The sequence below is a fragment of the Microvirga sp. GN3 genome, assembly GCF_055792825.1.
Genome location: NZ_JBVVAK010000006.1, coordinates 58,061 through 83,054 on the forward strand (window position 1 = coordinate 58,061; position 24,994 = coordinate 83,054).

Sequence of the window (24,994 nt, forward strand, 5' to 3'; positions counted from 1 at the left end):
TCTGCATTCGGAGAATCGCATGGCATTCTCAGGGTGGATCGAACGGGCACGCGACCGTATCAAAACACGTCCCGCGGAACTGAAGCTGGCGTTGCGAGTGACCATTGCTGGAACACTTGCCTTTGCCATCACGCGCATCTTCGATCTACCGCAGGGCTATTGGGCTGTCATCACGGCCGTCGTCGTGATGCAGGCAAGCGTCGGCGGTTCCCTCAAGGCCGCTATCGAGCGGTTTAGCGGAACCTTGGCTGGCGCTATCTTTGGCGGCTTCGTCGCCGCCTTCGTTCCTCACGGTTCGCCTTTAAGCTTGGGACTCGCCATCGTGGTGGCACTGTTTCCGCTGGCGCTTCTGGCTGCGGTCAAGCCGGCTTTCCGTGTCGCGCCCATCACCTCGCTTATCATGCTTCTGCCGCCGACGGGGCAGGCGATCGGCCCGCTGGCCTCCGCTCTCGATCGGGTCCTGGAGATCACACTCGGCAATATCGTCGGTGTGACCGTCTCTCTGTTTGTCCTGCCTGCTCGGGCGCATACCCTGATGACCGAAGCTGCGGCCAAGGTTGTGTCGCTCAACGCGGAACTCGTTTCAGTCTTCATTGATGAGCTGACGGCAGGACCGAAGGGACGCTCGGCGCTACAGAAACTGCATCCTCAGATCCGCGCCGCATTGAAGAAGGCGGAGGCTGCCGCCGAAGAAGCGGCGCGGGAACGAAAGAGCCATCTGACCGAAGCCCCCGATCCGGAGCCGCTCATCCGCACTCTATACCGGGTTCGCCATGACCTCGTGATGATCGGGCGTGCCGCCTCCAGTCCCCTGCCCGCACCCGTACTCGAACGGCTAGGCCCCTCGCTCACCAACTTGCATCGGGCAGCACGCGACCTCCTTCTCAACCTCGCGAAAGCCCTCCAGCAGTGCAAAGACCCGCCGGAGGATGTGGCATTTCGGTCTGCGCTCGACGCCTTCACCAGCGAGGCGGACGCGCTGAGGGCCGATGTCATGGCGCGCGAATTGCCCGGAAAGACCTTCGGGCAGGTCTTTGCCTTAGGCTTCGCGTTCGAACAATTTCAGAAGAACCTGAGCGACCTGCTGGCCCGCACCGAGGAGCTAGCCTTGGGGCGCACAAACGAGGCTGCGGAGAGTTGAGTTGCCCGTGGTTCGAAAATCCAGGTCAGCGCCGATGTGGTTTTTCACCCTCATTCTTGGTGTCACGCTCCTCTATACGGGCATGGTGCTGATTGCAGCACTGTTCCAGACGAAGATGCTCTTTCCAACGCAGATGGCAGCTGCCAACCAACCACCGTTGCCTCCCGCGGCCGAGCGGCTTGAGGTAACGACACGTGATGCCAATCGCCTCATCGGCGTGCGCCTCGGGGTTCCATCAAACTCGAAACCTCTCCTGCTCGGCTTCGGCGGCAACGCCTGGAATGCGGATGCCGTAGCGCTTTATCTTCACGGCCTCTTTCCGGATCATGAAGTGATCGCCTTCCACTATCGGGGCTATTCGCCGAGCACCGGCGGGCCGAGCGCAAAGGCACTGCTTGCCGACTCTCTGACGATCTTCGATCACCTGAAGCAGGAACACTCGCGTCCCGTCATTGCCATCGGCTTCAGCATCGGCAGCGGCGTGGCAGCCTATCTGGCACACCATCGCTCCGTGAGCGGCCTGATCCTCGTCACGCCCTTCGATTCCTTGAACGCCTTGGCGAAAGAACACTTCTCCTGGGCGCCGACGGGATTGCTCCTGCGGCATCAGATGGTTGTCATCGATCTGGTGAAGGATCAGCCGACCCCCACCGCTATGATCGTGGCTGGCCGCGATACCATCGTTCCGGCGCATCGTAGCGCGCCCCTGCGGGGCGCCATCCCTAATCTCATTCTCGATCGAACGATTGCGGACGTAGGCCACAACGATCTTTACGATCATCCGGCCTTCATGGCTGCAATGCGCGAAGCGGTGGCCGTATTCGAGGCTGCCGCTTCGCGCTGATGCTCATCAATCGTAGAGCGGCACCAGCTCCATCTCCGGCACGAGCACAAGGCCCTTGTCGGTGATGCGGATTTCCGGGATGACCGAAAGCGGGATGAGGTTGAAGCCCATATAGGGGATCTTGCAGCCCGCGTTTTCCCACGCTGTCTTCAGAGCACGTGTCTCCTCCGCCACCTCCGTGACACGTTTGTCGGAGAGAAGGCCGGCGATCGGCAGCGGCACCATGGCGACAACCTTGCCCTGATCCACCACGCAAACGCCGCCCTGCGCTTCGATGATCGCATCGAGGGCCACCTGCATGTCGCCTTCGTTCGTCCCCGCCACGATCAGGTTGTGGGAATCGTGCCCGACGCTGCTCGCGACCGCGCCGCTCTTCAGGTCGAAATCCTTGAGCAGGCCATGGGCTATTCCGGCGCCGTCCGTACGGCCGTGGCGCTCGATCACTGAAACGAAAGTGAGATCGTTCTTGGCGAGCAGCGTATCCCAATCCTTCTCGGGCTGGAGTTGCACCTTGTCATGGAAGAGCACGATTCCCGGCAACGCAACGCGGATGACATTGGCTCCGCAGGGCGATGTGGGCAGCTCCGGGATCAGCTTCGGCCGCTTCGAGACATGAACCGTGCGATACGCCTCCGCGGGATAGCGATAGCGATTGGACAACGCTTCATCGAGCACCGGCGTGATCTTCTTGTTCTCGACCACGAGCTCGCCGCCATACCAGGTGTTCTGCACTTCGAGATTATCGTTGAGCAGCACCACGTCCGCACGGCGCCCACCACCGAGCCCGCCGATCTCGCCGTCCATGCCGAAACGCGTTGCCGGGTGGAGTGAGCCCATGCTCCAGGCCTGCTCGCGGCTCATGCCTGCGCGGCGGGCTTCACGCGTCACCCAATCCATGCCGAAAAGCATGAGATCGTCGGCATCGCGATCGTCGGTGCAGACGCAGATGCGCTTATGCGAAGAGCCCAGTTCAGTGATGGTCTTGATGGCCTCGGGCAGCGAATGCCAGGGCGTCGTGGGCGGGCCGCCGCGGAGAAAGATCCACACGCCCGCATCGAGCAGATCGTCGGCGATATCCCGGTCGATGGCTTCATGCGTATCGGTCACGCCGCTCGCCGCATAGGCCGCGACGAACTCGCGTCCATAGATGTGACCGGAAACGGGCTTGCCGCGTTCCAGGGCCGCTGCGAGGATCGCGTGGCTGCGCTCGTCGCCCATGGTGACGGGCACGAAATCCATCTTCTCGCCGAGCGCCGCGGCCTCGGGCCAGCGGTCGAACAGAGCTGCGATCTTGTCCGGCGTAAGGTCGCCGCCGGCCGTCTCCAGGTCCGGCGAGGTCGCGGGCACTGTACTCGGCACCGTGAGGAAGATGGAAAGCGGCGCGTGACGGGCATCTTCAAGCATCATCTCGATACCGGCGGCATCCATCACGTTGCCGATCTCATGACTGTCGCAGAAGATCGTCGTGGTGCCGTTGAGCAGCGCCGCTTCCGCATAGGCGCAAGCGGTGATCATGCTGCTCTCGATATGGATGTGCGGATCGACAAGGCCCGGCGCGACGATGCCGCCCTTCGCATCATAGACACGGCCCGGCGTTCCCTTGACCTGCCGATACGCACCAGCCGGCTTCACGGCTGCGATGCGTCCGCCGGCGATCCAGACCTCCCGCTCGGGCGCGATACGCTCGCTGTAGGTGGAAAGCACACGGGCGCCGGTGATCACGAGATCGGCAGGAGCGCGACCCGAGGCGACGTCTGCGAGGCGCCGGGTCATGGTCGACAGGGAAGCCACGGAAAAGCGGGTCAGCGCCGATTTGGGCGGCAGCGAAGGTGTGCGATGGTCCATGATCCCTCATCCCGTTTGAACAATGTTGTCCCACGGTAGCAGGATGAACCAGCAACCGCATCTCAGTTCAGGCCGAGAGACAAATCTTCCCCAACGGCATGTTTTCTTAATGCTAAGCTCGGATCCAATAGGAAAACAAACTGATCGATCTGAAGCTCGGATGCTTAGCCGCCCCTTCGAACCGCTGGCCTGGGAGCGAAAACAAAAGGCGCCTTTCGGCGCCCTACACTAGAAAACTAGAAATGAAGTTGGTGGCCAGCCAGGGACAGCGTTGAGGAGGCAACGATCTGCCCCCAGGCTGGCCGAGCCCCCGAAGTCCCAGGAGATGCGGCGGACCTGAGCATCCGTAGGGCATTTCTTCCGCTCGCAGCGGAAAGTTAGGCTGAACGTATAGGAAACATGGAGCGATGCAAGCACCCATGTGGCCAAAAAGCGGCATTTTCCCAAAAAAGTTAAAGCTAAGTCATCTCAACGAGATGAGTCAGTCTCTTGAAGCTTCGGCTCGGGTCCTGCCATGGATTCGGCCCAGTTATGTCGGCTTGCCGTCGGCTTCGAGATAAGTTTTCACGGTCGCGATGAACTTGGAGACGGAGATCGGCTTGGACATATATGCCTCGCAGCCCCCTTCCCGGATCCGTTCCTCGTCGCCTTTCATGGCAAAAGCCGTGATGGCAATCACGGGAATCGACTTCAGCTCGTCATCGGCCTTAAGCCAGCGGGTTACCTCGAGGCCCGAGACCTCGGGCAACTGTATATCCATGAGGATCAGGTCGGGCTTGTGCGCCCGGGCCAGTTCCATGGCCTCAATGCCGTGGCTGGTCTTCAAAGTCGCATAGCCGTGGGCCTCGAGGAGGTCGTTGAAGAGCTTCATGTTGAGTTCGTTATCCTCAACGATGAGCACAGTCTTCTTCATGGCCGCTATCCCCGGGGCTTCGGATGTACTTCACCGGCCCAATGGTTCATTTGATGGTATAGTTAGATCCAAACCTATTGATGAAATGCAAATTGACAGCATGAACACTCCCTTAAAAAGAGTTACCCGCGAGGAGGCCGAAAATGTCGCACTCGGCGCTTTTTCACTTCTGACGAGCGACGAGGAGCGTCTGAGCCGATTCCTGGCAGTCTCCGGGCTGCGCCCGGACACCATCCGCTCAGCCGCCTCGTCCCCTGGGTTCTTCGCGGGGATCCTGGACTATGTCGTCTCCGACGAGTCGCTGCTGATCGCACTCGCCAAGGAGCTGAACACCAAGCCCGAGCACATCATGCAGGCCCATTGGACTCTCTCGCCGTCCGAGTTCGAGTAGCCCCGACCGGCCATGAGTGAAGCGCCCTTCTGCCGTGACTGCCTGACCCTGGCCGCCAGCCCCACGGCGGAACGGTGCTCGGCCTGCGGGTCCCCTCGCCTTCTGCGGCACAAGGAGCGCGACAGCCTATCCATCGCCCATGTGGATTGCGATGCCTTCTTCGCGGCTGTGGAAAAACGGGACGATCCGAGCCTCGCTGATAAGCCGGTCATCATCGGCGGCGGCAAGCGCGGGGTCGTCTCGACGGCCTGCTATGTGGCACGCACCTATGGTGTGCGCTCGGCCATGCCCATGTTCCAGGCGCTCAAGCTCTGCCCCCATGCCACGGTGATCAAACCGAGCGGCGAGAAATACAGCAAGGCCGGACGTGAGGTACGCCAGCTCATGCGGGAGCTGACCCCGCTGGTGGAGCCCGTCTCCATCGACGAGGCCTTTCTCGACCTGACAGGGACGGAGCGGCTGCATCATGGCAGCCCTGCCCTCACCCTCGCCCGTTTCGCCCATAAGGTGGAGAAGGAGATCGGGATCAGCATCTCCGTCGGGCTGTCCTACAACAAGTTCCTGGCCAAGATCGCCTCGGACCTCCAGAAGCCCCGCGGTTTCTCCATTATCGGGCGTAAGGAGGCGGCGGATTTCCTCGCCGACAAGCCGGTCGGGATCATTCCCGGCATCGGTGCATCCGCCCAGAACAGGCTCGCCAAGGTCGGCGTGACGCGGATTTCGCATCTGCGCGACGTGCCGCTGAAGATCCTGTTCGAGGCTCTCGGGCGTGACTCCCAACGCCTCTCCCGTCTTGCCTGGGGTGATGACCGCCGGTCGGTCAACCCGGAACGGGAGACAAAAAGCATTTCGGCAGAGACGACCTTCGAGACGGATCTGCGTTCCTTCGAGGATCTGGAGCCGATCCTGTGGCGGCTCTCGGAAAAGGTTTCGCGCCGCCTCAAGACCGCCGGCCTTGCCGGGCAGAGCGTGACCCTGAAGCTGAAGGACAAGGATTTCCGTCTGCTCACGCGGACGCGATCCGGCCTCGCTCCGACCCAGCTCGCCGCCCGCATGTTCGATCCAGCACGGCAACTCCTGAAGGCGGCCTGCGACGGCACGGCCTTTCGCCTCATAGGCATCGGCGCGGCCGATCTCTGTGATGCCGCCGATGCGGACAAGGGCGACCTCGCCGATCAGAGCGTGGTCCGGCAGGCCCACATGGAAGCCGCCATCGACAAGATCCGCGACAAGTTCGGGGCTGACGCCGTGCAGAAGGGGATTGTGCTGCGCAAACCCTAGAGGAGCGTCGATCCTAGCGCTGACAGGGGCTCGGCACCTGCATGTCCAGGCTCTTTAGGTCGCCCTTCAAGGCGAAGTCCCCGTAATCGAGCTTCAGATTGCGGCTGATGCCGTTCTCGTAGAGTTCGAATGAGATCGTATAGACCGGCATCCGGTCAGCCTTGCCTTCCTCGAAGTAGCTGATCGTGACGGGCCAGCGTGCGACCGAGGCGAGTTTTTCGCCTTGGGCAACATCCTCAAGGGAGGCTGTTGCCGCCCCCGCCTCGATCTTGCGTCCGATCAAGCCCAGGGTGTCGTAAACCTTATCACCCTTGTTAGAACCGTCATAGACCTTCACGGACAGGGTGCTATCACCCCGGCGCCCCGCTTCGATCAGGCGCTTGAGGTGCTCGGTCGGGAACACGGTCTCGCCCGCGGCCTCGAATGCCTTTCTCTTCGGCTGCTTCAGATCGACGTTGAGGCTGCCCTGCGGCGTGAGCTTGGCGTCGCCGTCGACCTCGCCATCCTTGATCATGCCCTGACGGAAGGCCGTGGACTTGAAATGCATCGAGCGGCCGTCACCCGTCTCATAGGTCGCGGTCTGAATATCGAGGGTATTCGAGCCCGTCTCGCTGCTATTGAGAATGGTGACCTGCCGGTATTTGAGGGTGTAGCCATCGCAGGCATCGCCGCCGAATTCCATGGCGATGCGCCCCCTTGCATTGTCGACTCCGTTTGAACCACCGGCCCGTAGGAGCGAGAGATCATAGACCGCTCTGTGAGGTACCAATTGAACCGAGGGCTTCGCCGTTTCCGCAAAAGCAGAAGCCAGCAAAGCGATGGACAAGCCAGAGGCCGCAAAGAGGAAACGCATATCTTCTCCAGATCCGACGCGAGCCAAGATATGATCCTCCTGCGGACAGGGCAATCTTCAAGCTTGCGTCCTTACGGCTCATCCGCCACTACTCCGTCCGGATGATGTCACGGAATGAGGCTTCCATGAGCGCAGTCGACAAGAAACTTCAGGAACTGGGAATCACTCTCCCGACGCCAGCCGCGCCGGTTGCGAATTATGTCCCATTCGTACGGACTGGAAACCTGATCATCATTTCCGGGCAACTCTGCCTCGGCCTTGATGGCAAGCTGGCCGACGCCCACAAGGGCAAGCTCGGCGCAGAAATCTCGCCCGAGGTCGGCCAGGAAGCAGCACGCCTGTGTGCTATCAACCTGCTCGCCCAGCTCAAGGCGGCGATCGGCGATCTCGACAGGGTCACGCGCTGCGTTCGCCTCGGCGGCTTCATCAATGCAGTGCCGACCTTCGCTGCCCTCGCCCCCGTCATGAACGGCGCCTCGGACCTGATGGTCGAGGTTCTGGGCGACGCGGGCCGCCATGCTCGCTCCACCATCGGCGTCGCGGAATTGCCGCTCGATGCCTGTGTCGAAGTCGAAGGAATGTTCGAAGTCAAATGAGCACCCCGAGCTGGCTCGTCGCGAAGCCCATCGCCCATCGCGGCCTTCATAACAAAGCCAACGGCATCATCGAGAACACGATCTCGGCCGCGGAGGCCGCCATCGCGCGCGGCTTCCCCATCGAGCTAGACGTTCAGCTGACCGCCGATAACGAGGCCATCGTCTTCCACGATTTCGAGCTCGACCGCCTCACGAGCGGGACCGGGCTGGTGGTCGAGCGGAAGCTTTCCGCCCTGACCGACATCGACATCGCGGGCGCCACGGACGGAGACAAGATTCCGTCTTTGAAGGACTACCTCGGCGCAATTGCCGGACGCACGCCCCTAGTCATCGAGATCAAGAGCAAGTTCAACGGCGATATGCGGCTGACCAAGCGGGTCATCGAAATCCTGGCTGACTACAACGGCCCCTTCGTCGTGAAGTCGTTCGATCCGGACATCGTGGCCTATCTGCGCGAGAACGCACCGGACATCACGCGTGGCTTCATCGGAGAGCTGGAATACGCCTCCAAATCGGACAGCTTCCTGCCCCCTGAGCAGAAGCACCGCATGGCAAACCTTCTGCATTTCTCGGAAACGCAGCCGCACTTCCTGTCCTGGCGCGTGAAGGACATCCCCTGTGCCTCGACCCATCTCAGCCGGATTCTGAGCAACCTGCCCGTGATGACTTGGACCGTGCGCAACCCGGAAGATCGCGCCCGGGCCGAGAAGCATGCCGACCAGATGGTCTTCGAGGGCTTCCTGCCCTGATGGTTGCAAGGATCTCGCCGAGTGATTAGCTCATAATCCCTAACGGCGAGATCCTTCAAACCCTGTGACCTTCCAAGTCAAAATTGCCCAAGGCCTGAAGGCAGTTCCCGCCACCGACTGGGATGCCTGCGCCGTCAATGCCGGCTCCGGCGACGACGATCCGTTCAATCCGTTCGTATCTCATGCCTTTCTGTCCGCGCTGGAGGATTCCGGCTGTGTTGGGGGAAAGACCGGCTGGGCCCCTGTTCATATTCTCGTCGAGGACGAGGCTGAGAAACTGCTGGGCGCGGCCCCCTGCTATCTCAAGTCCCATTCCATGGGTGAATACGTCTTCGACCATTCGTGGGCGGACGCCTACACCCGTGCGGGCCGGCATTACTATCCCAAGCTCCAAGTCGCGGTACCGTTCACACCGGTCACAGGCCCTCGCCTCCTCGTCCCGAACGGACCTCAAGCGGCGGAGGTCCGCTCCTATCTGATCGCGGGCTTAAGAGCCTTGAGAGACCAGACCGGGGCTTCTTCCATCCACGTTACCTTCCTGCAGGACGCAGATCTCAAGGCACTGACATCGGAAAAATTTCTGCAGCGGGACGATCAGCAGTTCCATTGGCTCAATGACGGCTATGGCAGTTTCGAGGAGTTCCTGACTGCGCTGGCGTCCCGCAAACGCAAGGCAATCCGGCGCGAACGGCGCGACGCACTGGCAAACGGCATTTCCATCGAGTGGGTGACCGGCAAGGACATCACGGAAGCGCATTGGGACGCCTTCTTCGCGTTCTACATGGATACAGGCTCCCGGAAATGGGGGCGGCCGTATCTCAATCGCTCCTTCTTCTCCCTCATCGGCGAGCGCATGTCCGAGAGGGTCCTCCTCGTCATGGCGAAGCACAACGGACGCTACATCGCCGGTGCCATCAACTTCATCGGCGATAAGCGTCTTTATGGCCGCAATTGGGGGTGCATCGAGGATCACCCCTTCCTGCATTTCGAGGTCTGCTACTATCAAGCCATCGAATTCGCCATCGCCCGTGGCCTCGACCGGGTTGAGGCGGGGGCGCAGGGAGAGCACAAGCTCGCACGGGGTTACAGGCCCGTGATCACCTCCTCGGCTCACGATATCGCCGATCCCTCGCTGCGCCGGGCGGTGCAGGCCTATCTCGATCAGGAGCGGCTCTATGTATCCGAAGCTGCCGGCGAGCTATCGGAGGCATCTCCGTTCAAACAGCGGAAAGCGGATTAGGCTCAGGGCGCGGATGCGTTTTGCCGTGCGGCTCGAACGTAAGCTGTGAAGCCTTCGAGAAACTTGCGCAATTGCTCCTCGACCTTCTGATCGGCGAAAGTGCCATCCTGATTTAAGACTGTCTGCGCATGCGACACCATCAGGCGCCCTCCGGCCCAGAAATCGGCTCTCAACGTACGCAGCACCGGGAGCCACGCATTCTGTGACAGGATTGTGCCGAAACTGCCCGGCGACGCGCCAATGACAGCCACTGGCTTGCTGCCGAAAACGCGCTTGATGTCCGAGGCTGGCCGGGAGAGCCAGTCGATGGCGTTCTTGAACACGCCGGGGATCGAATTGTTGTATTCCGGCGTGACGAGGAACAGCCCATCCGCAGCGGCGATGGCATCTTTCAACTCTTCGACGCGCTGAGGGATCCCCTCGTTGACCTCGACATCACCATCATAGAGCGGGATACCCCGGATGGTTTCGACCACGAGTTCCGTATTCTCGGGCATCAGTCCCGCTGCGTTTCGCAGCAATGCGGAGTTGAACGAGGCTTGGCGCAAGCTTCCCGAAATGCCAATCAGTTTCGTCACAGTGTCCTCGTTGCCTGTCAGAATTTCATCTCATAGGTGATCGACGGGTTAGCGAGGCTAGGGTTCGTGGGAGGCCAAGTCAAACCGCCCCGGGGAAACGCTCTTCACCCTAAACAGGCTGATTGTGTGAGGCATGAGCCCCCAAGCTTATTGGATCTGGGGGCTCGCGCATGGCCAAACGCTATGAATTGACGACCCAGCAGTGGCAGCGGATCGCAGAGTCAGATCGGAGTGGGATTGGGATGATGAACCTCCCTGGCTCATCACGTTCGCTCCGACGCAGGAAATCACGAACGAGCCACTCCTCAGAGACCTGATCTTAGGCAACAGTCAGCCGATGGCGCATGCGTTCGAAGCCATCATTGCTGTCCCGTGCATAGACATCCTCCAATCGTACGATGTCATCCTCCCCGAGATAGGCGCCGGATTGCACCTCGATCAGATTGAGGAGCACGCGACCGGGGTTCTCCAGACGGTGCACACAGCCCAGCGGCAGATAGACTGACTCGTTCTCCCGCAGCAGGATCTGTTCGTTATCGCGGGTGACAAGAGCTGTCCCGTTCACCACGATCCAGTGTTCTGCGCGATGGTAGTGCTTCTGCAGCGATAGCTTCTCACCGGGCTTCACCGTGATGCGCTTGACCTGGAAGCGTTCACCCATGTGGAGGGACTGATAGAAGCCCCACGGCCGGTGAACCCGTGTCGTCTGGACGGCGCTATCATGTCCCCTCGCCTTCAACTGGTCCACGAGCTTCTTGACGTCCTGATCTCGCTCTTTCTGCGCGACCAGAATAGCGTCCTGGGTTGCAACGACGATGAGATCCTGAATTCCAACAGCCGCCACCAAGGGGCCGTCCGAGCGGAGATAGCAGCCGCTGCTGTCGAGCGCGACCACATCACCGAGGGCGACCGTGCCATCCTGATCTTTTGAGGCCAGATCCCACAATGCGGACCAAGCACCAACGTCCGACCATGCGCAATCCATGGGCACTACCACTGCAAGGGACGTCTTTTCCATCACCGCGTAGTCGATCGAAATGTCGGGTATGTTCTGGAAGGATGAGGGATCGAGGCGCAGGAAATCCAGATCGACGGTGGCCTTGTCGACAGACTGGGTACAAGCCTGCAGCAATCTTGGCTCCAGGCGCCTCAATTCTTCCAGAAATCGGCGTGTCGGCAGCAGGAAGATGCCACTGTTCCAGGAGTATGTCCCGGACTCGACATAGCTTTTGGCCGTACTCGCGTCTGGCTTCTCCTTGAAGCCCAGCACCTGACGGATACGCGAGTCTTCGAGGCTCTCTCCGCATTGGATGTAGCCATACCCGGTGGCGGGAGCCTTGGGTGTCATGCCGAAGAGCACGAAACGGCCCTGCTCGGCAGCCGTTCTCCCCGCTTCGATGGCCGCCTGGAATTCCGGCACGTTCCCGATACAGTGATCGACCGGCATCAGCAGAATCAGGCTGTCCGGATCCTGCCTGGAGGCCAGGATGGCAGCCACTGCCGCCGCCGGACAGGTATTGCGCCCAAATGGTTCAAGCAGAAGAGTGGCATCCGCGCATCCCATTTCACGGAGTTGCTCCGCAATCAGGAACCGGTGCTCTGCATTGGCGATCACGAGAGGCGCGCCGAAAAGCGGCTGGCCGGATACCCTCCGAAGCGTCTCCTGCAACAGGCTTCCCTGCCCCAGTAGCGGCAGGAGCTGTTTCGGGTAAGCCTCTCTGGAAAGGGGCCACAGACGGCTGCCGGTGCCGCCCGACATCAGAACTGGGGTGATGAGGCTCATGACTAACGCCTCCGCTGGATTGAGATCGTCGATAGTGTGAAGGGCGGATTACCCTGGACGCGCTCGACAACTCAGGCTCAGTCCACGTGAGAATCATAAAACATCCATACGATTGTCATCACGACTATTTCGAGGTCGAACAGAATGGATAGTTCTCAGGGTCGGGGTGCTGCAGCGGGGCGGCCAGAAGGCTGGTCTCCAACGCACTTTATCGAAGAGCATTTATATCGAATAAAGAGTTACATCTGAGAGACAGCCTATTTGCGAGACCGTTAGCATCTATAACAAGATCAAAGGTCGTTGCTTCTGCCTCCTCCTTGCTTACGAGGATCTCTCCAATGTTCGGCAAATGAGAGTACGTATAGCCGAGATTGTGACCCATCATGCTGGTCGGCTCAACCATTGGGTCATAGATCGATAAGCGAAATCCCAGTTGAAGCAGACGACGCGCGAGATCGAGATTGGGGCTTTCCCGCAGATCGTCATTATTTGCCTTGAATGCAAGTCCGACCAAAAGCACCTTTGCTTCAAGGGCTAGGCCTTTTGTGACCAGCTCAACTAAAAATCGCTTGTGTGCTTCATTCGATCGCAAAAGGGAGTCAATAACAAACGTATTGGCTCCAATTTCTTCAGCGATGAAATTTAGCGCACGTACATCCTTTGGCAGGCATGAGCCTCCGAAAGCCCCGCCTGGCCGAAGATATTGCGGCGAGATGTTCAGCTTCGTATCGGAAACAAACATTTCATGAATTTTGCCGGCATCAATCCCGAGTTTTGAGCAGACACGGCCTATTTCATTTGCAAAACTTACCTTGAGAGCATGGAAGGTATTATCAACGAGCTTGATGAATTCTGCCTCACGATAGCCAGTGTAAAATATCGGCGCGGACATGTTCTCATACAGCTTATTCACATTAGCCGAGCGTTTGCCGCCCTCGGTTCCTACGACGATCTTTGGCGGATTGAAGTAGTCTTTTATAGCGGTCGACTCTCGTAGAAACTCCGGATTGTAAATCAGTTCCACGGCGGACAGGTTTTCCTCAAGAATACCTTGAAATATTGGGCGCACGAGTTGCTCGATTGTGCCTGGGCGAAACGTGCTGCGGAACATAACCGTCAGCGGATTTCGGCGGGCAGGGTCAACGTGACACGCAATTTGCCGGGATACCTCCGCAATGTAAGACATGTTGTGCGAGCCATCGGGTGCACTAGGTGTGCCCACGCAGACCATCACAATATCGCAGTGACCGAGACGCCCATCGACGCTCAGAGAGGTCTCAAGCCGACCTTCCTGCACTCCGAGAAGAAGCAAGTCATTGAGACCGGGCTCATAGATTGGAGATCTTCCGTCTTTGATAAGTGCTAGCTTGTCCTCGTTTGGCTCAATGCCAAGGATAAAGTGCCCTTCCTTGAGCAAACAGCCAGCAGCTGTCAATCCGACATAGCCGAGGCCTAATATTGCGATTTTCATCGTTCATGCCTCATTGCCCCATTTTGAATATGATCTTTGTTTTTCAGAAAAACTAATGACCTTGGACAACCATGAAGTCGCATAATCTCAAACAATACTACATCTTTTTCATTTATATTGACACAGTATCCAGGCGGCCGCCCTGATCATATCAAAATTAAACTATGTAAAAAATTATTATTCTGAACTCAAAAACCACTGCAGAGAGTAATACATAATATTATAAAATTAATACCGATGAGTTATTTGCCCACCAACCGCCAAGCTTTGATTCGAAGCGTCCAAACTCGGCTGCATTTGACGTCGCGCATATGCAGTTCGGCATAGCAGGTTAATTAAAGCCTACTTGATGCGGGTGAGTCGCCAAGGAAAAAGCCGCACCGGCGTTTGATCCGATGCGGCTTGATAGACGGCTGGGCTAGTCTCAGCCAATCTTAGAGGCTGACTGAAAACTCCCGGAACGCATCCTGTGGCTGCATCCTGGCAGGAATAGGAAGCTTAATCAGGCCCAAACGGGACAGATTTTCACCGTTTCAGGTGCGGGGAGCGCCAGGAAGACACCTCGGTGGCAGCGGATAGCCGCATTTTGAGTCAGACTCTTAAAGACTGGAGATGATCGCGTCGATGCCTTCCATAATCGCGGATGGCGAGGTGCCGAGCGCGTTGAGGCCGATGTCCAGCAGCCAATAGCAGCCCAAGATGATCACCGGCACGAGGATCCACCCCAAGATTTCCTCGAACCATACACGCCGGCGACGGCGCAGATAGCGCTTCTCGCGCCATGACAACTTCGCCGGCGTCTCCAGGGTTCGGGACGCTTCCAGGGGTCCCTCGTGAATCTCGGTCGTCATGCTCTAACCAACGGAACTTTCGGAACGGTGCGGACACCGCCGCCCCCATTACCATCGGATCCCTTCGGTTTCACGGTCTTTTTCGCCTTCGACGAAGAGGCCTTGGCCTTGGGCTTCTTCTTTGCAGCATTCGCCACGTCCTTCTCGGGCTTCGGCTTCACCGGACCCTCGACATATTCGAAGCCGAGACTCTGCAGACCGATCTCGTCCGTCTTGACCACCACATGAACGGCACCGCCATTCTTCAGGCGACCGAAGAGGACTTCGTCCGCCAGCGGCGTCTTGATGGTCGACTGGATCAGGCGGCCCATTGGGCGAGCGCCCATGGCCTCGTCATAGCCATGCTCGACCAGCCAGTCGCGGGCCTCGTCCGTGAGTTCGATCGAGACGTTGCGGTCGGCAAGCTGGGCATCGAGCTGCATGACGAACTTGTCCACGACCTTCTGAACCACCTCTTTCGGCAGATGAGCGAAGGAAATGATCGCATCGAGTCGGTTGCGGAACTCGGGCGTGAACAGCTTGTTGACCGCTTCCGTATCGTCACCTTCGCGCTTGGTGCGGGTGAAGCCGTAGGCCGGACGGGCCATGTCGGCAGCCCCCGCATTCGTGGTCATGATGATGATCACGTTGCGGAAATCGACCTGCTTGCCGTTGTGATCCGTCAGCTTCCCGTGGTCCATGACCTGAAGCAGGATGTTGAACAGATCCGGATGCGCCTTCTCGATCTCGTCGAGCAGGAGCACGCAATGCGGATGCTGGTCGACGCCGTCGGTCAGCAGGCCGCCCTGATCGAAACCCACATAGCCGGGAGGCGCACCGATCAGACGGCTGACCGTGTGCCGCTCCATGTATTCCGACATGTCGAAGCGCAGGAGCTCGACGCCGAGCGAGGCCGCCAGTTGCTTGGCCACCTCCGTCTTGCCGACGCCCGTGGGGCCGGCGAAGAGGTAGGAGCCGATGGGCTTTTCCGCATCGCGCAGGCCAGCGCGGGCCAGCTTGATCGCCGAGGACAACGCCTCGATAGCCTTGTCCTGACCGTAGACGACCCGCTTCAGGGTATCCTGCAGGTGCGCGAGCACCTCGGCATCGTCCTTCGACACGGTCTTGGGCGGAATGCGGGCCATGGTGGCGATGGTCGCCTCGATCTCCTTGATGCCAATGGTCTTCTTGCGACGGCCTTCGGGAAGGAGCATCTGCGATGCGCCGGTCTCGTCGATCACGTCGATCGCCTTGTCCGGCAACTTCCGGTCGTTGATGTAGCGGGCCGACAGTTCCACCGCCGCCTTCACGGCGTCGTTGGTGTATTTCAGCTTGTGGAAGTCCTCGAAGTAAGGCTTCAGCCCCTTCACGATCTCGATCGCATCCGGCACCGAAGGCTCGTTGACGTCGATCTTCTGGAAGCGACGCACGAGGGCCCGATCCTTCTCGAAATACTGCCGGTATTCCTTGTAGGTCGTGGAGCCGATGCAGCGCAGCGTACCCTGAGCCAAGGCAGGCTTGAGCAGGTTCGAGGCATCCATGGCGCCGCCGGAGGTCGCACCAGCACCGATCACCGTATGGATCTCGTCGATGAACATGATCGCGTTCGGGTGCTGTTCGATCTCCTTCATCACCTGCTTCAGACGCTCTTCGAAGTCGCCGCGATAGCGGGTGCCCGCCAGGAGCGTGCCCATGTCGAGAGAGAAGACGGTGGCTCCCTTGAGGACCTCCGGCACCTCGCCCTGGACGATCTTGCGAGCCAGACCTTCCGCGATGGCGGTCTTGCCGACGCCGGGCTCGCCGACGAGGAGCGGATTGTTCTTCTGGCGGCGGCACAGGACCTGGATGGTGCGCTGGACCTCGGACTCACGACCGATCAGCGGATCGATCCGGCCTTCCTTCGCCTTCTTGTTGAGGTTGACGCAGTATGCTTCGAGCGCGTCGCCCTTTTTCTTACTCCGCGCATCACCCTCGTCCTGGGTCGGACGCTCGGTCGAGGATTCCTCCTCGGATCCGCGCGGCGAGCGGCTCTCGGTGAGGCCGGGACGCTTGGCGATACCGTGGCTGATATAGTTGACCGCGTCGTAACGGGTCATGTCCTGCTCCTGCAGGAAGTAGGCCGCATGGCTCTCCCGCTCGGCAAAGATGGCGACAAGCACATTCGCACCCGTCACCTCGTCGCGACCGGACGACTGGACATGAATCACAGCCCGCTGAATCACACGCTGGAAACCGGCCGTCGGCTTGGAATCCTGGCGTCCATCGGCCACGAGATTGGCAAGTTCGCTGTCGACGTAATCGATCAGGTTGCGGCGGAGAACATCGAGATCGACATTGCAGGCCCGCATGACGGCCGCGGCGTCCTGGTCGTCGATCAGAGCCAGGAGGAGGTGTTCAAGGGTTGCGTATTCATGGCGGCGCTCACCCGCAAGAGCGAGGGCTCGGTGAAGGGCTTGTTCAAGACTGCGAGAAAAGCTCGGCAACGGCTTGTCCTTTATGAGACGGGGCTCGGCTAATTCTTTTCCATGACACATTGCAGAGGGTGCTGGTGCTTCCGGGCGAAATCCATCACCTGAGTCACCTTCGTCTCAGCAACTTCGTAAGTAAAAACTCCACATTCCCCCACGCCATTCTGATGCACGTGCAACATGATCCGGGTTGCATCCTCACGGTTCTTGTTGAAAAAGCGCTCCAGCACGTGCACCACGAACTCCATCGGGGTGTAATCATCGTTCAAGAGAAGAACGCGGTAAAGGTTCGGCCGTTTCGTGCGCGGTTTGGTTTTCGTGATGATGGCCGTGTTCGAGCGACCGCCATCATCGCCTCCAGGGGGCTGTGAACCGCCGGCAGCGGAGATCGGAAAAGACTCCGACAGGGTCAAAGTACCTTGAGCTAACCGCAGCATAATCGGACGACCGCCCCTTCTTCTGTTCTCGCCCTCGGCCTTCGGCCCACCTGTCTCGGGCCGTCGACACCAAGCCAAATGTATAGTCGCTCCATTCGGTTCGCCAGATCAACCAGATGGGTGGTCGCAGCCTCCTGGAAAAGAGCGACATCTTGGTCACTCCTGCGCGAGCGGCGCAAGCGTGCAGCCAAGCCTTAGGCGCATGGCAGCTCCAACGCAAAACGCCCGGGACAGGCCCGGGCGCTTCATCATGAGAGAAGAGCTGCAATCGTCCGATCAGGCGGTCGTCGCCTTGGAAAGGAGGCCCTCGTAAGGCTTGATCGTCTCAGTCGCGAGAGCGGAATAGAGCGCGCCCATCTTAGTGGTCTGGCTCACGAGGCTGTCATAGGTGCTCTTCACGAAGGCCGTCTGGATTTCAAAAGCCTTATCGAGGGTCTGCACACCGATGAGCTTTTCGACGGTCGCAGAGGTCTGCTCGAACGACTTCTGGGCGAAATCCGCTGTTTCGGTCGCGATCGCCTGGCTGTTGCTGGAAAAGGCGCCCAGGGCCTTCACGGTGGCATCCAGGTTGTCCTGGCCGAATTTCTGAATCTGGGTAAACGGCTGAAGCATTGTGAACCTCGGCAATAAGGCGTTAAATGACGGTTGGCGCCGCTGGATAGCTGACGAACTCAATATGTGCAGTGCACAAAATTTGTCAAGTTCTATTGTGCATTGCACAATATCTCAATCATTCGATTCTCCCCCGTTAACCGCCCCGTAACCGCATCCTCTTACTGTCGGAGGATGTGTTGTGCTGGCAACGGTTCCTTTCAGAGAGCCGGGCGCACGGGCCTAAAACCAAACGAAACAGGGATTTTTGCAGCATGAATTCGGTTTGGATGGGACACCGAAAGACATGGGCTCTTATTGGTATTATTGCTTCAGTTGCGGTTGCGTTTTCCTCTCCGGCGGATGCAGCGCGCCGCAGGGCTAAGCCCTCCGGCGGCGGCAGCCCTCTCACAGCCTCCATCGTCGTCGATTCCAAGACCGGCAAGGTGCTCCAGGGCGAGAATATCGACGAACCCCGGATTCCGGCTTCGATCACCAAGGTGATGAGCCTTTACCTGCTGTTCGAGCAGCTCGAACGCGGGCGCATGCGCCTCGACACGCCCCTGACCGTTTCGACCTATGCCGCAAGCCAGCCTCCGACCAAGCTCGGTCTTCGTCCCGGATCAGCTATCGAGGTCGACGATGCCATCAAGGCCATGGTGACCCTATCCGCCAACGACGTCTCGGTCGTGGTGGCAGAAAACATCGCGGGTTCAGAGGATGCCTTCGCCCAGATGATGACCCGCAAGGCCAAGGAGCTCGGCATGAGCTCAACCGCGTTCTACAACCCGCACGGCCTGCCGCATGAGCCGCCGAACATCACCACCGCCCGCGACCTGTCCGTCCTCGGCCGCGCGATCCAGGACCGATTCCCGAAATATTTCGCCTATTTCCAGACCCGCTCGTTCCAGTACGGCAGCCGCACCATCCGCGGCCACAACCGTCTGCTCGGTAAGGTCGAAGGCGTGGACGGCATCAAGACCGGCTACACCCGCCTCTCCGGCTTCAACCTGCTGACCTCGGTCAATACCGATACCCGCAGCATCGTCGCCGTCGTGCTCGGCGGCCGCTCCGGCTCTTCTCGCGACCAGAAGATGGCGGCCCTGATCGACGATCACCTGCCCCGCGCCTATGCCGGTGCTCGTACGGCACCAGCCGTAGTCGAGAGCCGACCCGCCATGGTAGCCGAAGCTCCGGCTCCGCGCCCGGTTGAAGCCACTCCGGTCGCAACTCCTGTGCGAGTCGCCTCGGCCACCCCACAGGCTCCTGTCGCGCAGGCCTCGACGCCTCAAGCTGCACCCGAGCGTAAGCCGCTCGACCTGAATACCTTGCGCCCCGTCGTGGCCTCGGCCGCCGGCGCCAGCTCGACCACCACACCCTCCTCGGTGCGGTGGCAGAAGGGACAGGAGCCGTTGCCCCTGAACGCCCAGGCCTACGCCGCCCTGCCGGCTCCGGCCCAGATCCCGGCCTCTCAGAAGGCCGCTCTGCAGGCCAAGATCGAGGCGAAGGCAGTCGAGCCCGCACCGGCTGCAACCACCGCTGTGGCGACCAAGGTCGCATCTCTCAAGACGGATGCTCCCAAAACTGAGGTTGCCGAACCCAAAAAAGCTGTGACGGGTTGGGTGATCCAGCTCGGCGCCACGGACGACGAGGACAAGGCCAAGGCCATGCTCGACTCGGCCCGCAGCCGCTTCGGCAAGCTCCTCAACAAGGCCGCTCCGTTCACCGAGAAGGTGACTGTGGACGGCAGCACGCTCTATCGTGCCCGCTTCTCCGGCTTCTCCGAATCCAACGGTGCCGCCAACGCTTGCAAGCAGCTCAAGAAGGGCGGCATGAACTGCTTCGCCTCGCGCAGCTGATCTGATGTAAGGGAGTTCTGCGACGGCGCGTGTGTTTGCGCCGCCGCAGTCTAAAGACAAACCGGATCGCGCGTGGAGTATCAGCGATGTCGGCCCAGCAAAACTTCTCTCGCCTCGTTCACGCGAGCCGCGAGATACGCCGTCCCTCCCTGGTCGGGATGGAGTTTCTTCATGAGCGTCCGATGCGCTTTTCGGATCTCATCGAGGCTCGCACCCGGCTGAAGCCCCAGGATCTGATAGGCTTCCTCTTTCGTCATTACGCCCGAATGCGCATGGGTGCGCGTCCGCGTGTCACGATCTCCCTGAGCGTTTTCACGCCAGCCGGAAAACCTGCGATCAAGATAAGCCTCTAGGAGCGGAACGCCCTGGGGATCATGGGCACAGCATTCGTCATAGAGACGGCGCAGGCTCTGCGGATCGAGACTTGAGAGGCGGCGGCCAGCGAAAGCCCCGACCAAAATGCTGCCCTCGACGGCGCCGGTCGCGTGGTCGATTTCCATCTCGATCATCGCCGATCGGATGCGGGAGAAGCGGCCGGTCGCCTGCTGGAATTTCTGCCAGGGGCCGGGAATGTTCAGGGCATTCCAGCCTAGGGCCCAGGCCCCAAAGCCCCCTAGCAGGAGGGCCATATCGAAACGCCCCTTGATGCCGAGAAGCACGGCCGCGCCAAGAGCCGCGACACCGGCCACGACTTTGAGGCTCTTCGCCAGAACCTTCGTGTCCGTCCGCGTATACGTCTTGGCAAGCCACCACAGAAGGGCGACCGCCGCGATTCCGAAAAGCAGCATCATCGTTTTTGTCCCCACCCCAACATGTGGGCCGGGATGGGGCGGATGTAAATTGCAAGGTTGAAGAATGAGGGCCCGACGAAAGCCTATTCGGGCCGTTTCGGAATATCGAGGCCGCGCTGGACGGCCGGACGTGCCAAGCCACGCTCCAGCCAGGCCGGAACCCACTTCAGGCGGTCGAACTCCACCAGTTCGCCCGCGCCATAGAACCCGATCAGGTTGCGGACCCAGCCGAGCAGAGAGATGTCGGCGATGGTGTAGTCCTCGCCCATGATCCAATTGCGGCCTTCCAGCCTCGTCTCAAGCACGCCGAGCAGGCGCTTGGATTCGTTGCGATATCTTTCGAGCGGACGCTTGTCCTCGATCTCGCGACCCGCGAATTTGTGAAAGAAGCCGAGCTGGCCGAACATCGGTCCCACCGCCGCCATCTGGAAGAATACCCACTGGATGGTCTGATAGCGCTGTGCCGGATCGGACGGCAGGAATTTGCCTGTCTTCTCGGCGAGGTAGAGGAGGATCGCGCCGGATTCGAACAGGGGCAGCGGTTTTCCGCCCGGTCCGTTAGGATCGATGATGGAAGGAATTTTGCCGTTCGGGTTCAGAGACAGGTATTCTGGCGTCCAGGTCTCGTTCTGGCCGATATTGATGAAATGCGGCTCGTAAGGAAGTTCGGTCTCCTCCAGCATAATGGAGACCTTGACCCCGTTCGGCGTGGGCGTGGAATAGAGCTGGATCCGGTCGGGATGCTGGGCTGGCCAGCGGTTCGCGATCGGGAAAGCGGAGAGATCAGCCATGGAAACTCCATCATCGGCGTGAGTCGTGATGGAGCGATGCTAGAGCATCGGACCCAAAAGTGGATCCACTTTTGGGATTCAATCCGATGCTCCACTCTTTGAAGAGCGCATCGTTCGGCGCGGAAAACCGGGTCCACTTTTCCGCACGATGCGCTAGAGGGAGCAACCCGGCCTGCAAACGTGAAGCCGGGGCTGTCCCAATCAAGTTTCAGTGCAGCTGCGAGAACCGGCTGCGCTGGCTTTCCCGTTCCCAGGTCTGGACCACGATCCCGTTGATACCCGAATCGTGCAGTCTGTCGCTCAGATCGATGAAATGTCGCTCAGTTGCCTCCACATCGAGCTCGATCTGGTCGTCATCCACATGTTCGAGTTCCGAGGCGGCGTAGCGCTCATAGGCGGCCGACATCTCGGCGTAGGCAAAGGCCACGGGAAGGGTGCGGAAGATGGTGGAGAATTCCTCGTCCAGCTCGCCAGTGGTCAAGTCCCGCATTTGGACGAGATAGCCGTCATCATGCTCGCAGACTTCGTAACGCCAGTGCCGGCCTTCAGATGCACACATCAGCATCGGAACCTCCACTCAACTGTACTGCTGAGCCAATGCTATTCAAGGCAGCGCGGTTCCAGGACGATCCCCAGCTAAAAAGTCTAACGGCGCCCACCGACTTCCGCCCGGACACGGCCGCCGATCCGCACTTGCGTACCATTCCCTAAATCGATGAAGCCCTGGTTCGCCCTGAGAGAATTTTGACTCTTTGCCTCCAGCCGGCGGTCCGGCAAACGTTCCTTGCATTCCGGGGGCACTTGCACGTTCATGCCAGGAGGCATGTCAGGCATGCGGCACTCTTTCGCAAGGACAGAGCTATCGGTGGCGATCAGAAGGAAGGCTGTCGCGAACAGAAGCCTCATCGAACCATCTCCAGGGATTCACATAGGTTATAGAAGACCCAGCTCGGCCAGTTCGCGACGCATGTCTTCCGGCATGACGGCAAGATCGCCCGATTTGAGATCGATGTCACGCGGAGCTTCCTTGGCGGCCAGATAGCGCCAACCCTGGAACGGCCGATACGGACGCGGCTCCACTGCAACCACCTTCGATTCCAGCACCAGATGACAACGGCCAATGCCGTCGGCATCTGTGAAGGGACGCACGTCCAGCAGCTTCTGGCGTGCTGCAACCTGCCCTTTGATCACCCAGAACAAGGAGCCGCCATCCAGTAGCTCGTCGACGCGCTTCGGCACCATGCGGGTGGTATGCGTCTGCTCGTAATCGCGTCCAAGGCGCCGATGCAGCGCACGGTTCTCCTCGATCCACTCTTCAAGGTCCGTGATCGAGTCGCAGCCGACGCAGAGTTTGATCAGGTGAAGTGCCATATCCGTCTTCAACCACGTGCTCGCCCGATGTGTCACCCGGCAATGCGCCGCAGCTTATTCCTCTGTTTTGAACACGATCAGGCGTGCCCCTTCCGCAACCTGCGCCCCCGGCTCGGCGGCGATCTCCGCCACCTCGGAATCGGAGGGCGCCACCAGCACATGCTCCATCTTCATGGCTTCGACAATGGCAAGCCGCTGGCCCTTCTCGACCCGCTCGCCGGGCTGCACGAACACGGCAATGAGCTTGCCATGCATCGGTGCCTTGACCGTGCCGCCCTCATCCATGTGCTCGAGATCGACATCGAACGGATCGTAGGGCTGCACAAGCGTCTGGCGCCCATGACGGATGATGTAGACGCCGTGTGGCGCCTCCACCTCCTGGTCAACCTCCGCATCGGCCCAGGGATCACTTTTGCCAAACGCAACCGTACTCGCACCAGGATGCTCGCGGCTGAACACCTCGCGGGCATCGACACGTTCGCCATCAACGCGCAGCGGAACGCCGACGCTGCGCAGTCCGAGAAGCTGGAAGCCGTCCGGCATCGACCAGGGCGACGCCGGTTCATCGCTTTTCTGCAGTTCGGCCACGCGTAGCCGCTCGATCTCTCGCGAGATCAGCGCGGAAGCGCCGAACGACACGGCAACCTCATCCACTGGCTGCGGTCCGACCCCGAGGCTTTCGATATTGCGGTCGATGAAGCCGGTATCGAACTGCCCTGCCCTAAAACCTTCGGCCTCGCACAGCTTCTTCAGGAACGCCGCATTGGTCTTCGGACCGGCAACGATCGTTTGCCCAAGCGCTTCTGCCAGCTTGTCCAAGGCCTCCTCGCGCGTTGCAGCGTGCGCGATGACCTTCGCGATCATCGGGTCGTAGTAGGGCGTCACCTCGGCTCCGGCCTCGACGCCGGCATCGATGCGGATGCCCTCGCCTTCCGGAAATTCCAAGGCCCAGAGTTTTCCTGTCGAGGGCAGGAATTCCTTTTCCGGGTCCTCCGCGTAGAGACGCGCCTCGACCGCATGGCCGTCGATGGTGAGGTCGCCCTGCGAGAACGGCAGCGTCTCGCCGGATGCGGCTCGAAATTGCAGTTCCACGAGGTCGAGCCCGGTGATCGCTTCGGTCACCGGATGCTCAACCTGCAGACGGGTGTTCATTTCCATGAAGTAGAACCGGTCGGGACGAAGGCCCTCGCGGCCATCGGCAATGAACTCGACGGTACCCGCGCCGACATAACCGACCGCGCGAGCTGCTTCGACGGCCGCCTGTCCCATCACTTGGCGCATCTCTGGTGTCATGCCGGGAGCCGGTGCTTCCTCGATGACCTTCTGGTGGCGGCGTTGGAGAGAGCAGTCACGCTCGAAGAGATGCACCACATTGCCGTGGCTGTCGGCAAAGACCTGGATCTCGATATGGCGTGGGGAGAGGATGTATTTCTCCACCAGCACGCGCGGATCGCCGAAAGAGTTCTGTGCCTCGCGCTGCGCGCTCTCCAGCGCCGCATCGAAATCGGCCGCTTTCTCGACGCGCCGCATCCCCTTGCCGCCACCGCCGGCAACGGCCTTGATCAGAACCGGATAGCCGATCTCGTAGGCTTTCTGGCGCAGAAAGTCCGGATCCTGCTTCGAACCGTGATAGCCGGGCACGACCGGCACGCCCGCCTGCTGCACCAGCGCCTTGGCCGCATCCTTCAGGCCCATGGCCTTGATGGCGGAAGCCGGCGGTCCGACGAACACAATGCCATTCTTGGCACAGGCGTCCGCAAATTCGGCCCGCTCGGAGAGAAAACCATAGCCAGGGTGAATGGCGGTGGCTTTGGCGCGTTTGGCGACCTCGATGATTTTGTCGATCTGGAGATAGCTCTCACGGGCGGGCGGCGGGCCGATGGGATACGCCTCGTCAGCCATCTGCACGAAGAGCGCGTCCGAATCGGCCTCCGAATAGACCGCAATGGTCCGCATCCCCAGCCGCTGGGCGGTGCGAATGATGCGGCATGCGATCTCGCCGCGATTCGCAATCAGGACACTCTCGAGCATTTCCGACCCTTGTTCCGGCAATTCTGTCTGGCTTTACCAAACCTAGAGCAAACCTCGGGCGTCTTGTCACGCGAGAACAGGCGAGCCGAAAGCCTGTCTCCAATAGGGTGCCTCGCCTTTCCACCCAAAGTCGAGCCCTC

Annotated in this window: 23 protein-coding genes; 8 read left to right on the plus strand and 15 right to left on the minus strand. The window is 60.0% G+C overall.

Annotated elements, in window-relative coordinates; genetic code table 11:
* The first annotated feature begins 19 nt into the window (after positions 1-19).
* Complete coding sequence (locus tag ACS5Q1_RS05065) at positions 20-1,141, plus strand: FUSC family protein (RefSeq protein ID WP_473097167.1); 1,122 nt, start codon at positions 20-22, stop codon at positions 1,139-1,141.
* A gap of 34 nt (positions 1,142-1,175) precedes the next feature.
* Positions 1,176-1,985 (plus strand): alpha/beta hydrolase, encoded by an 810-nt coding sequence (locus ACS5Q1_RS05070; protein WP_473097168.1) that lies wholly within the window; start codon positions 1,176-1,178, stop codon positions 1,983-1,985.
* A 6-nt stretch (positions 1,986-1,991) separates the two neighbouring features.
* On the opposite strand, the gene ACS5Q1_RS05075 is transcribed toward ACS5Q1_RS05070, so the two are convergent.
* Both ACS5Q1_RS05075 and ACS5Q1_RS05080 read right to left on the minus strand, forming a co-directional pair.
* A complete protein-coding gene (locus tag ACS5Q1_RS05075; RefSeq protein ID WP_473097169.1) occupies positions 1,992-3,830 on the minus strand; it encodes an adenine deaminase in 1,839 nt (612 codons plus the stop codon).
* Between the two features lie 529 nt (positions 3,831-4,359).
* Complete coding sequence (locus tag ACS5Q1_RS05080; RefSeq protein ID WP_203443958.1) at positions 4,360-4,743, minus strand: response regulator; 384 nt, start codon at positions 4,741-4,743, stop codon at positions 4,360-4,362.
* A 100-nt stretch (positions 4,744-4,843) separates the two neighbouring features.
* On the opposite strand from ACS5Q1_RS05080, the gene ACS5Q1_RS05085 reads away from it, so the two are divergent.
* Together ACS5Q1_RS05085 and ACS5Q1_RS05090 are read left to right on the plus strand one after the other, a co-directional pair.
* Positions 4,844-5,134 carry a DUF3572 domain-containing protein gene (locus tag ACS5Q1_RS05085; protein WP_203443956.1) on the plus strand — a complete coding sequence of 97 codons (291 nt, stop codon included), beginning with the start codon at positions 4,844-4,846 and terminating at the stop codon, positions 5,132-5,134.
* 12 nt (positions 5,135-5,146) lie between these two features.
* Complete coding sequence (locus ACS5Q1_RS05090) at positions 5,147-6,415, plus strand: DNA polymerase IV (RefSeq protein ID WP_473097170.1); 1,269 nt, start codon at positions 5,147-5,149, stop codon at positions 6,413-6,415.
* A gap of 13 nt (positions 6,416-6,428) precedes the next feature.
* Here the strand turns inward: ACS5Q1_RS05090 and ACS5Q1_RS05095 are convergent, their stop codons facing one another.
* A complete protein-coding gene (locus ACS5Q1_RS05095) occupies positions 6,429-7,268 on the minus strand; it encodes a cell envelope integrity EipB family protein (RefSeq protein WP_473097171.1) in 840 nt (279 codons plus the stop codon).
* A 125-nt stretch (positions 7,269-7,393) separates the two neighbouring features.
* On the opposite strand from ACS5Q1_RS05095, the gene ACS5Q1_RS05100 reads away from it, so the two are divergent.
* The 3 genes from ACS5Q1_RS05100 (at position 7,394) to ACS5Q1_RS05110 (ending at position 9,853) form a co-directional block, all read left to right on the plus strand.
* The gene (locus tag ACS5Q1_RS05100; RefSeq protein ID WP_473097172.1) at positions 7,394-7,864 is read left to right on the plus strand and encodes a RidA family protein; all 471 of its coding nucleotides are present in this window, start codon (positions 7,394-7,396) and stop codon (positions 7,862-7,864) included.
* Positions 7,861-8,613: a glycerophosphodiester phosphodiesterase family protein gene (locus ACS5Q1_RS05105; protein WP_473097173.1), complete on the plus strand. Its 753-nt coding sequence runs from the start codon at positions 7,861-7,863 to the stop codon at positions 8,611-8,613. Before ACS5Q1_RS05100 ends, ACS5Q1_RS05105 begins: the two co-directional genes overlap by 4 nt.
* 64 nt (positions 8,614-8,677) lie before the next feature.
* Entirely contained in the window at positions 8,678-9,853 is a 1,176-nt protein-coding gene (locus ACS5Q1_RS05110) for a GNAT family N-acetyltransferase (protein ID WP_473097174.1), read from the plus strand.
* 2 nt (positions 9,854-9,855) lie between these two features.
* Here the strand turns inward: ACS5Q1_RS05110 and ACS5Q1_RS05115 are convergent, their stop codons facing one another.
* The 7 genes from ACS5Q1_RS05115 to ACS5Q1_RS05145 all read right to left on the minus strand — a co-directional run bounded on the left by ACS5Q1_RS05115 (position 9,856) and on the right by ACS5Q1_RS05145 (position 18,032).
* Positions 9,856-10,431, minus strand: coding sequence for an NADPH-dependent FMN reductase (locus ACS5Q1_RS05115; RefSeq protein WP_473097175.1), 576 nt, complete (start codon positions 10,429-10,431; stop codon positions 9,856-9,858).
* Between the two features lie 319 nt (positions 10,432-10,750).
* Positions 10,751-12,214 (minus strand): mannose-1-phosphate guanylyltransferase/mannose-6-phosphate isomerase, encoded by a 1,464-nt coding sequence (locus tag ACS5Q1_RS05120; RefSeq protein WP_473097176.1) that lies wholly within the window; start codon positions 12,212-12,214, stop codon positions 10,751-10,753.
* 208 nt (positions 12,215-12,422) lie between these two features.
* Positions 12,423-13,685, minus strand: a complete 1,263-nt coding sequence (locus ACS5Q1_RS05125; RefSeq protein ID WP_473097177.1) for a nucleotide sugar dehydrogenase — start codon at positions 13,683-13,685, stop codon at positions 12,423-12,425.
* Between the two features lie 599 nt (positions 13,686-14,284).
* Positions 14,285-14,536, minus strand: coding sequence for a hypothetical protein (locus ACS5Q1_RS05130; protein WP_473097178.1), 252 nt, complete (start codon positions 14,534-14,536; stop codon positions 14,285-14,287).
* A complete protein-coding gene (gene clpA, locus ACS5Q1_RS05135; protein ID WP_473097179.1) occupies positions 14,533-16,998 on the minus strand; it encodes an ATP-dependent Clp protease ATP-binding subunit ClpA in 2,466 nt (821 codons plus the stop codon). The genes ACS5Q1_RS05130 and clpA overlap by 4 nt, the downstream gene beginning before the upstream one ends.
* Positions 16,999-17,027: 29 nt before the next feature.
* The gene (gene clpS / locus ACS5Q1_RS05140) at positions 17,028-17,420 is read right to left on the minus strand and encodes an ATP-dependent Clp protease adapter ClpS (protein ID WP_203444172.1); all 393 of its coding nucleotides are present in this window, start codon (positions 17,418-17,420) and stop codon (positions 17,028-17,030) included.
* Positions 17,421-17,696: 276 nt separating this feature from the next.
* On the minus strand, positions 17,697-18,032 hold the full coding sequence (locus ACS5Q1_RS05145) for a phasin family protein (RefSeq protein ID WP_473097180.1): 336 nt from the start codon (positions 18,030-18,032) through the stop codon (positions 17,697-17,699).
* A gap of 254 nt (positions 18,033-18,286) precedes the next feature.
* Here ACS5Q1_RS05145 and ACS5Q1_RS05150 point away from each other — a divergent pair, with 254 nt between their 5' ends.
* Positions 18,287-19,870 carry an SPOR domain-containing protein gene (locus ACS5Q1_RS05150; protein WP_473097181.1) on the plus strand — a complete coding sequence of 528 codons (1,584 nt, stop codon included), beginning with the start codon at positions 18,287-18,289 and terminating at the stop codon, positions 19,868-19,870.
* A gap of 80 nt (positions 19,871-19,950) precedes the next feature.
* On the opposite strand, the gene ACS5Q1_RS05155 is transcribed toward ACS5Q1_RS05150, so the two are convergent.
* From ACS5Q1_RS05155 to ACS5Q1_RS05175, 5 genes are all read right to left on the minus strand, one after another.
* Entirely contained in the window at positions 19,951-20,661 is a 711-nt protein-coding gene (locus ACS5Q1_RS05155; protein WP_473097182.1) for a DnaJ domain-containing protein, read from the minus strand.
* Positions 20,662-20,744: 83 nt separating this feature from the next.
* Positions 20,745-21,452 (minus strand): glutathione S-transferase N-terminal domain-containing protein, encoded by a 708-nt coding sequence (locus tag ACS5Q1_RS05160; protein WP_473097183.1) that lies wholly within the window; start codon positions 21,450-21,452, stop codon positions 20,745-20,747.
* Between the two features lie 208 nt (positions 21,453-21,660).
* A complete protein-coding gene (locus ACS5Q1_RS05165) occupies positions 21,661-22,017 on the minus strand; it encodes a hypothetical protein (RefSeq protein ID WP_203443927.1) in 357 nt (118 codons plus the stop codon).
* Positions 22,018-22,385: 368 nt separating this feature from the next.
* The gene (locus ACS5Q1_RS05170) at positions 22,386-22,823 is read right to left on the minus strand and encodes a DUF1489 family protein (RefSeq protein ID WP_203443926.1); all 438 of its coding nucleotides are present in this window, start codon (positions 22,821-22,823) and stop codon (positions 22,386-22,388) included.
* A 54-nt stretch (positions 22,824-22,877) separates the two neighbouring features.
* On the minus strand, positions 22,878-24,854 hold the full coding sequence (locus ACS5Q1_RS05175; RefSeq protein ID WP_473097184.1) for an acetyl/propionyl/methylcrotonyl-CoA carboxylase subunit alpha: 1,977 nt from the start codon (positions 24,852-24,854) through the stop codon (positions 22,878-22,880).
* Positions 24,855-24,994 lie beyond the last annotated feature (140 nt).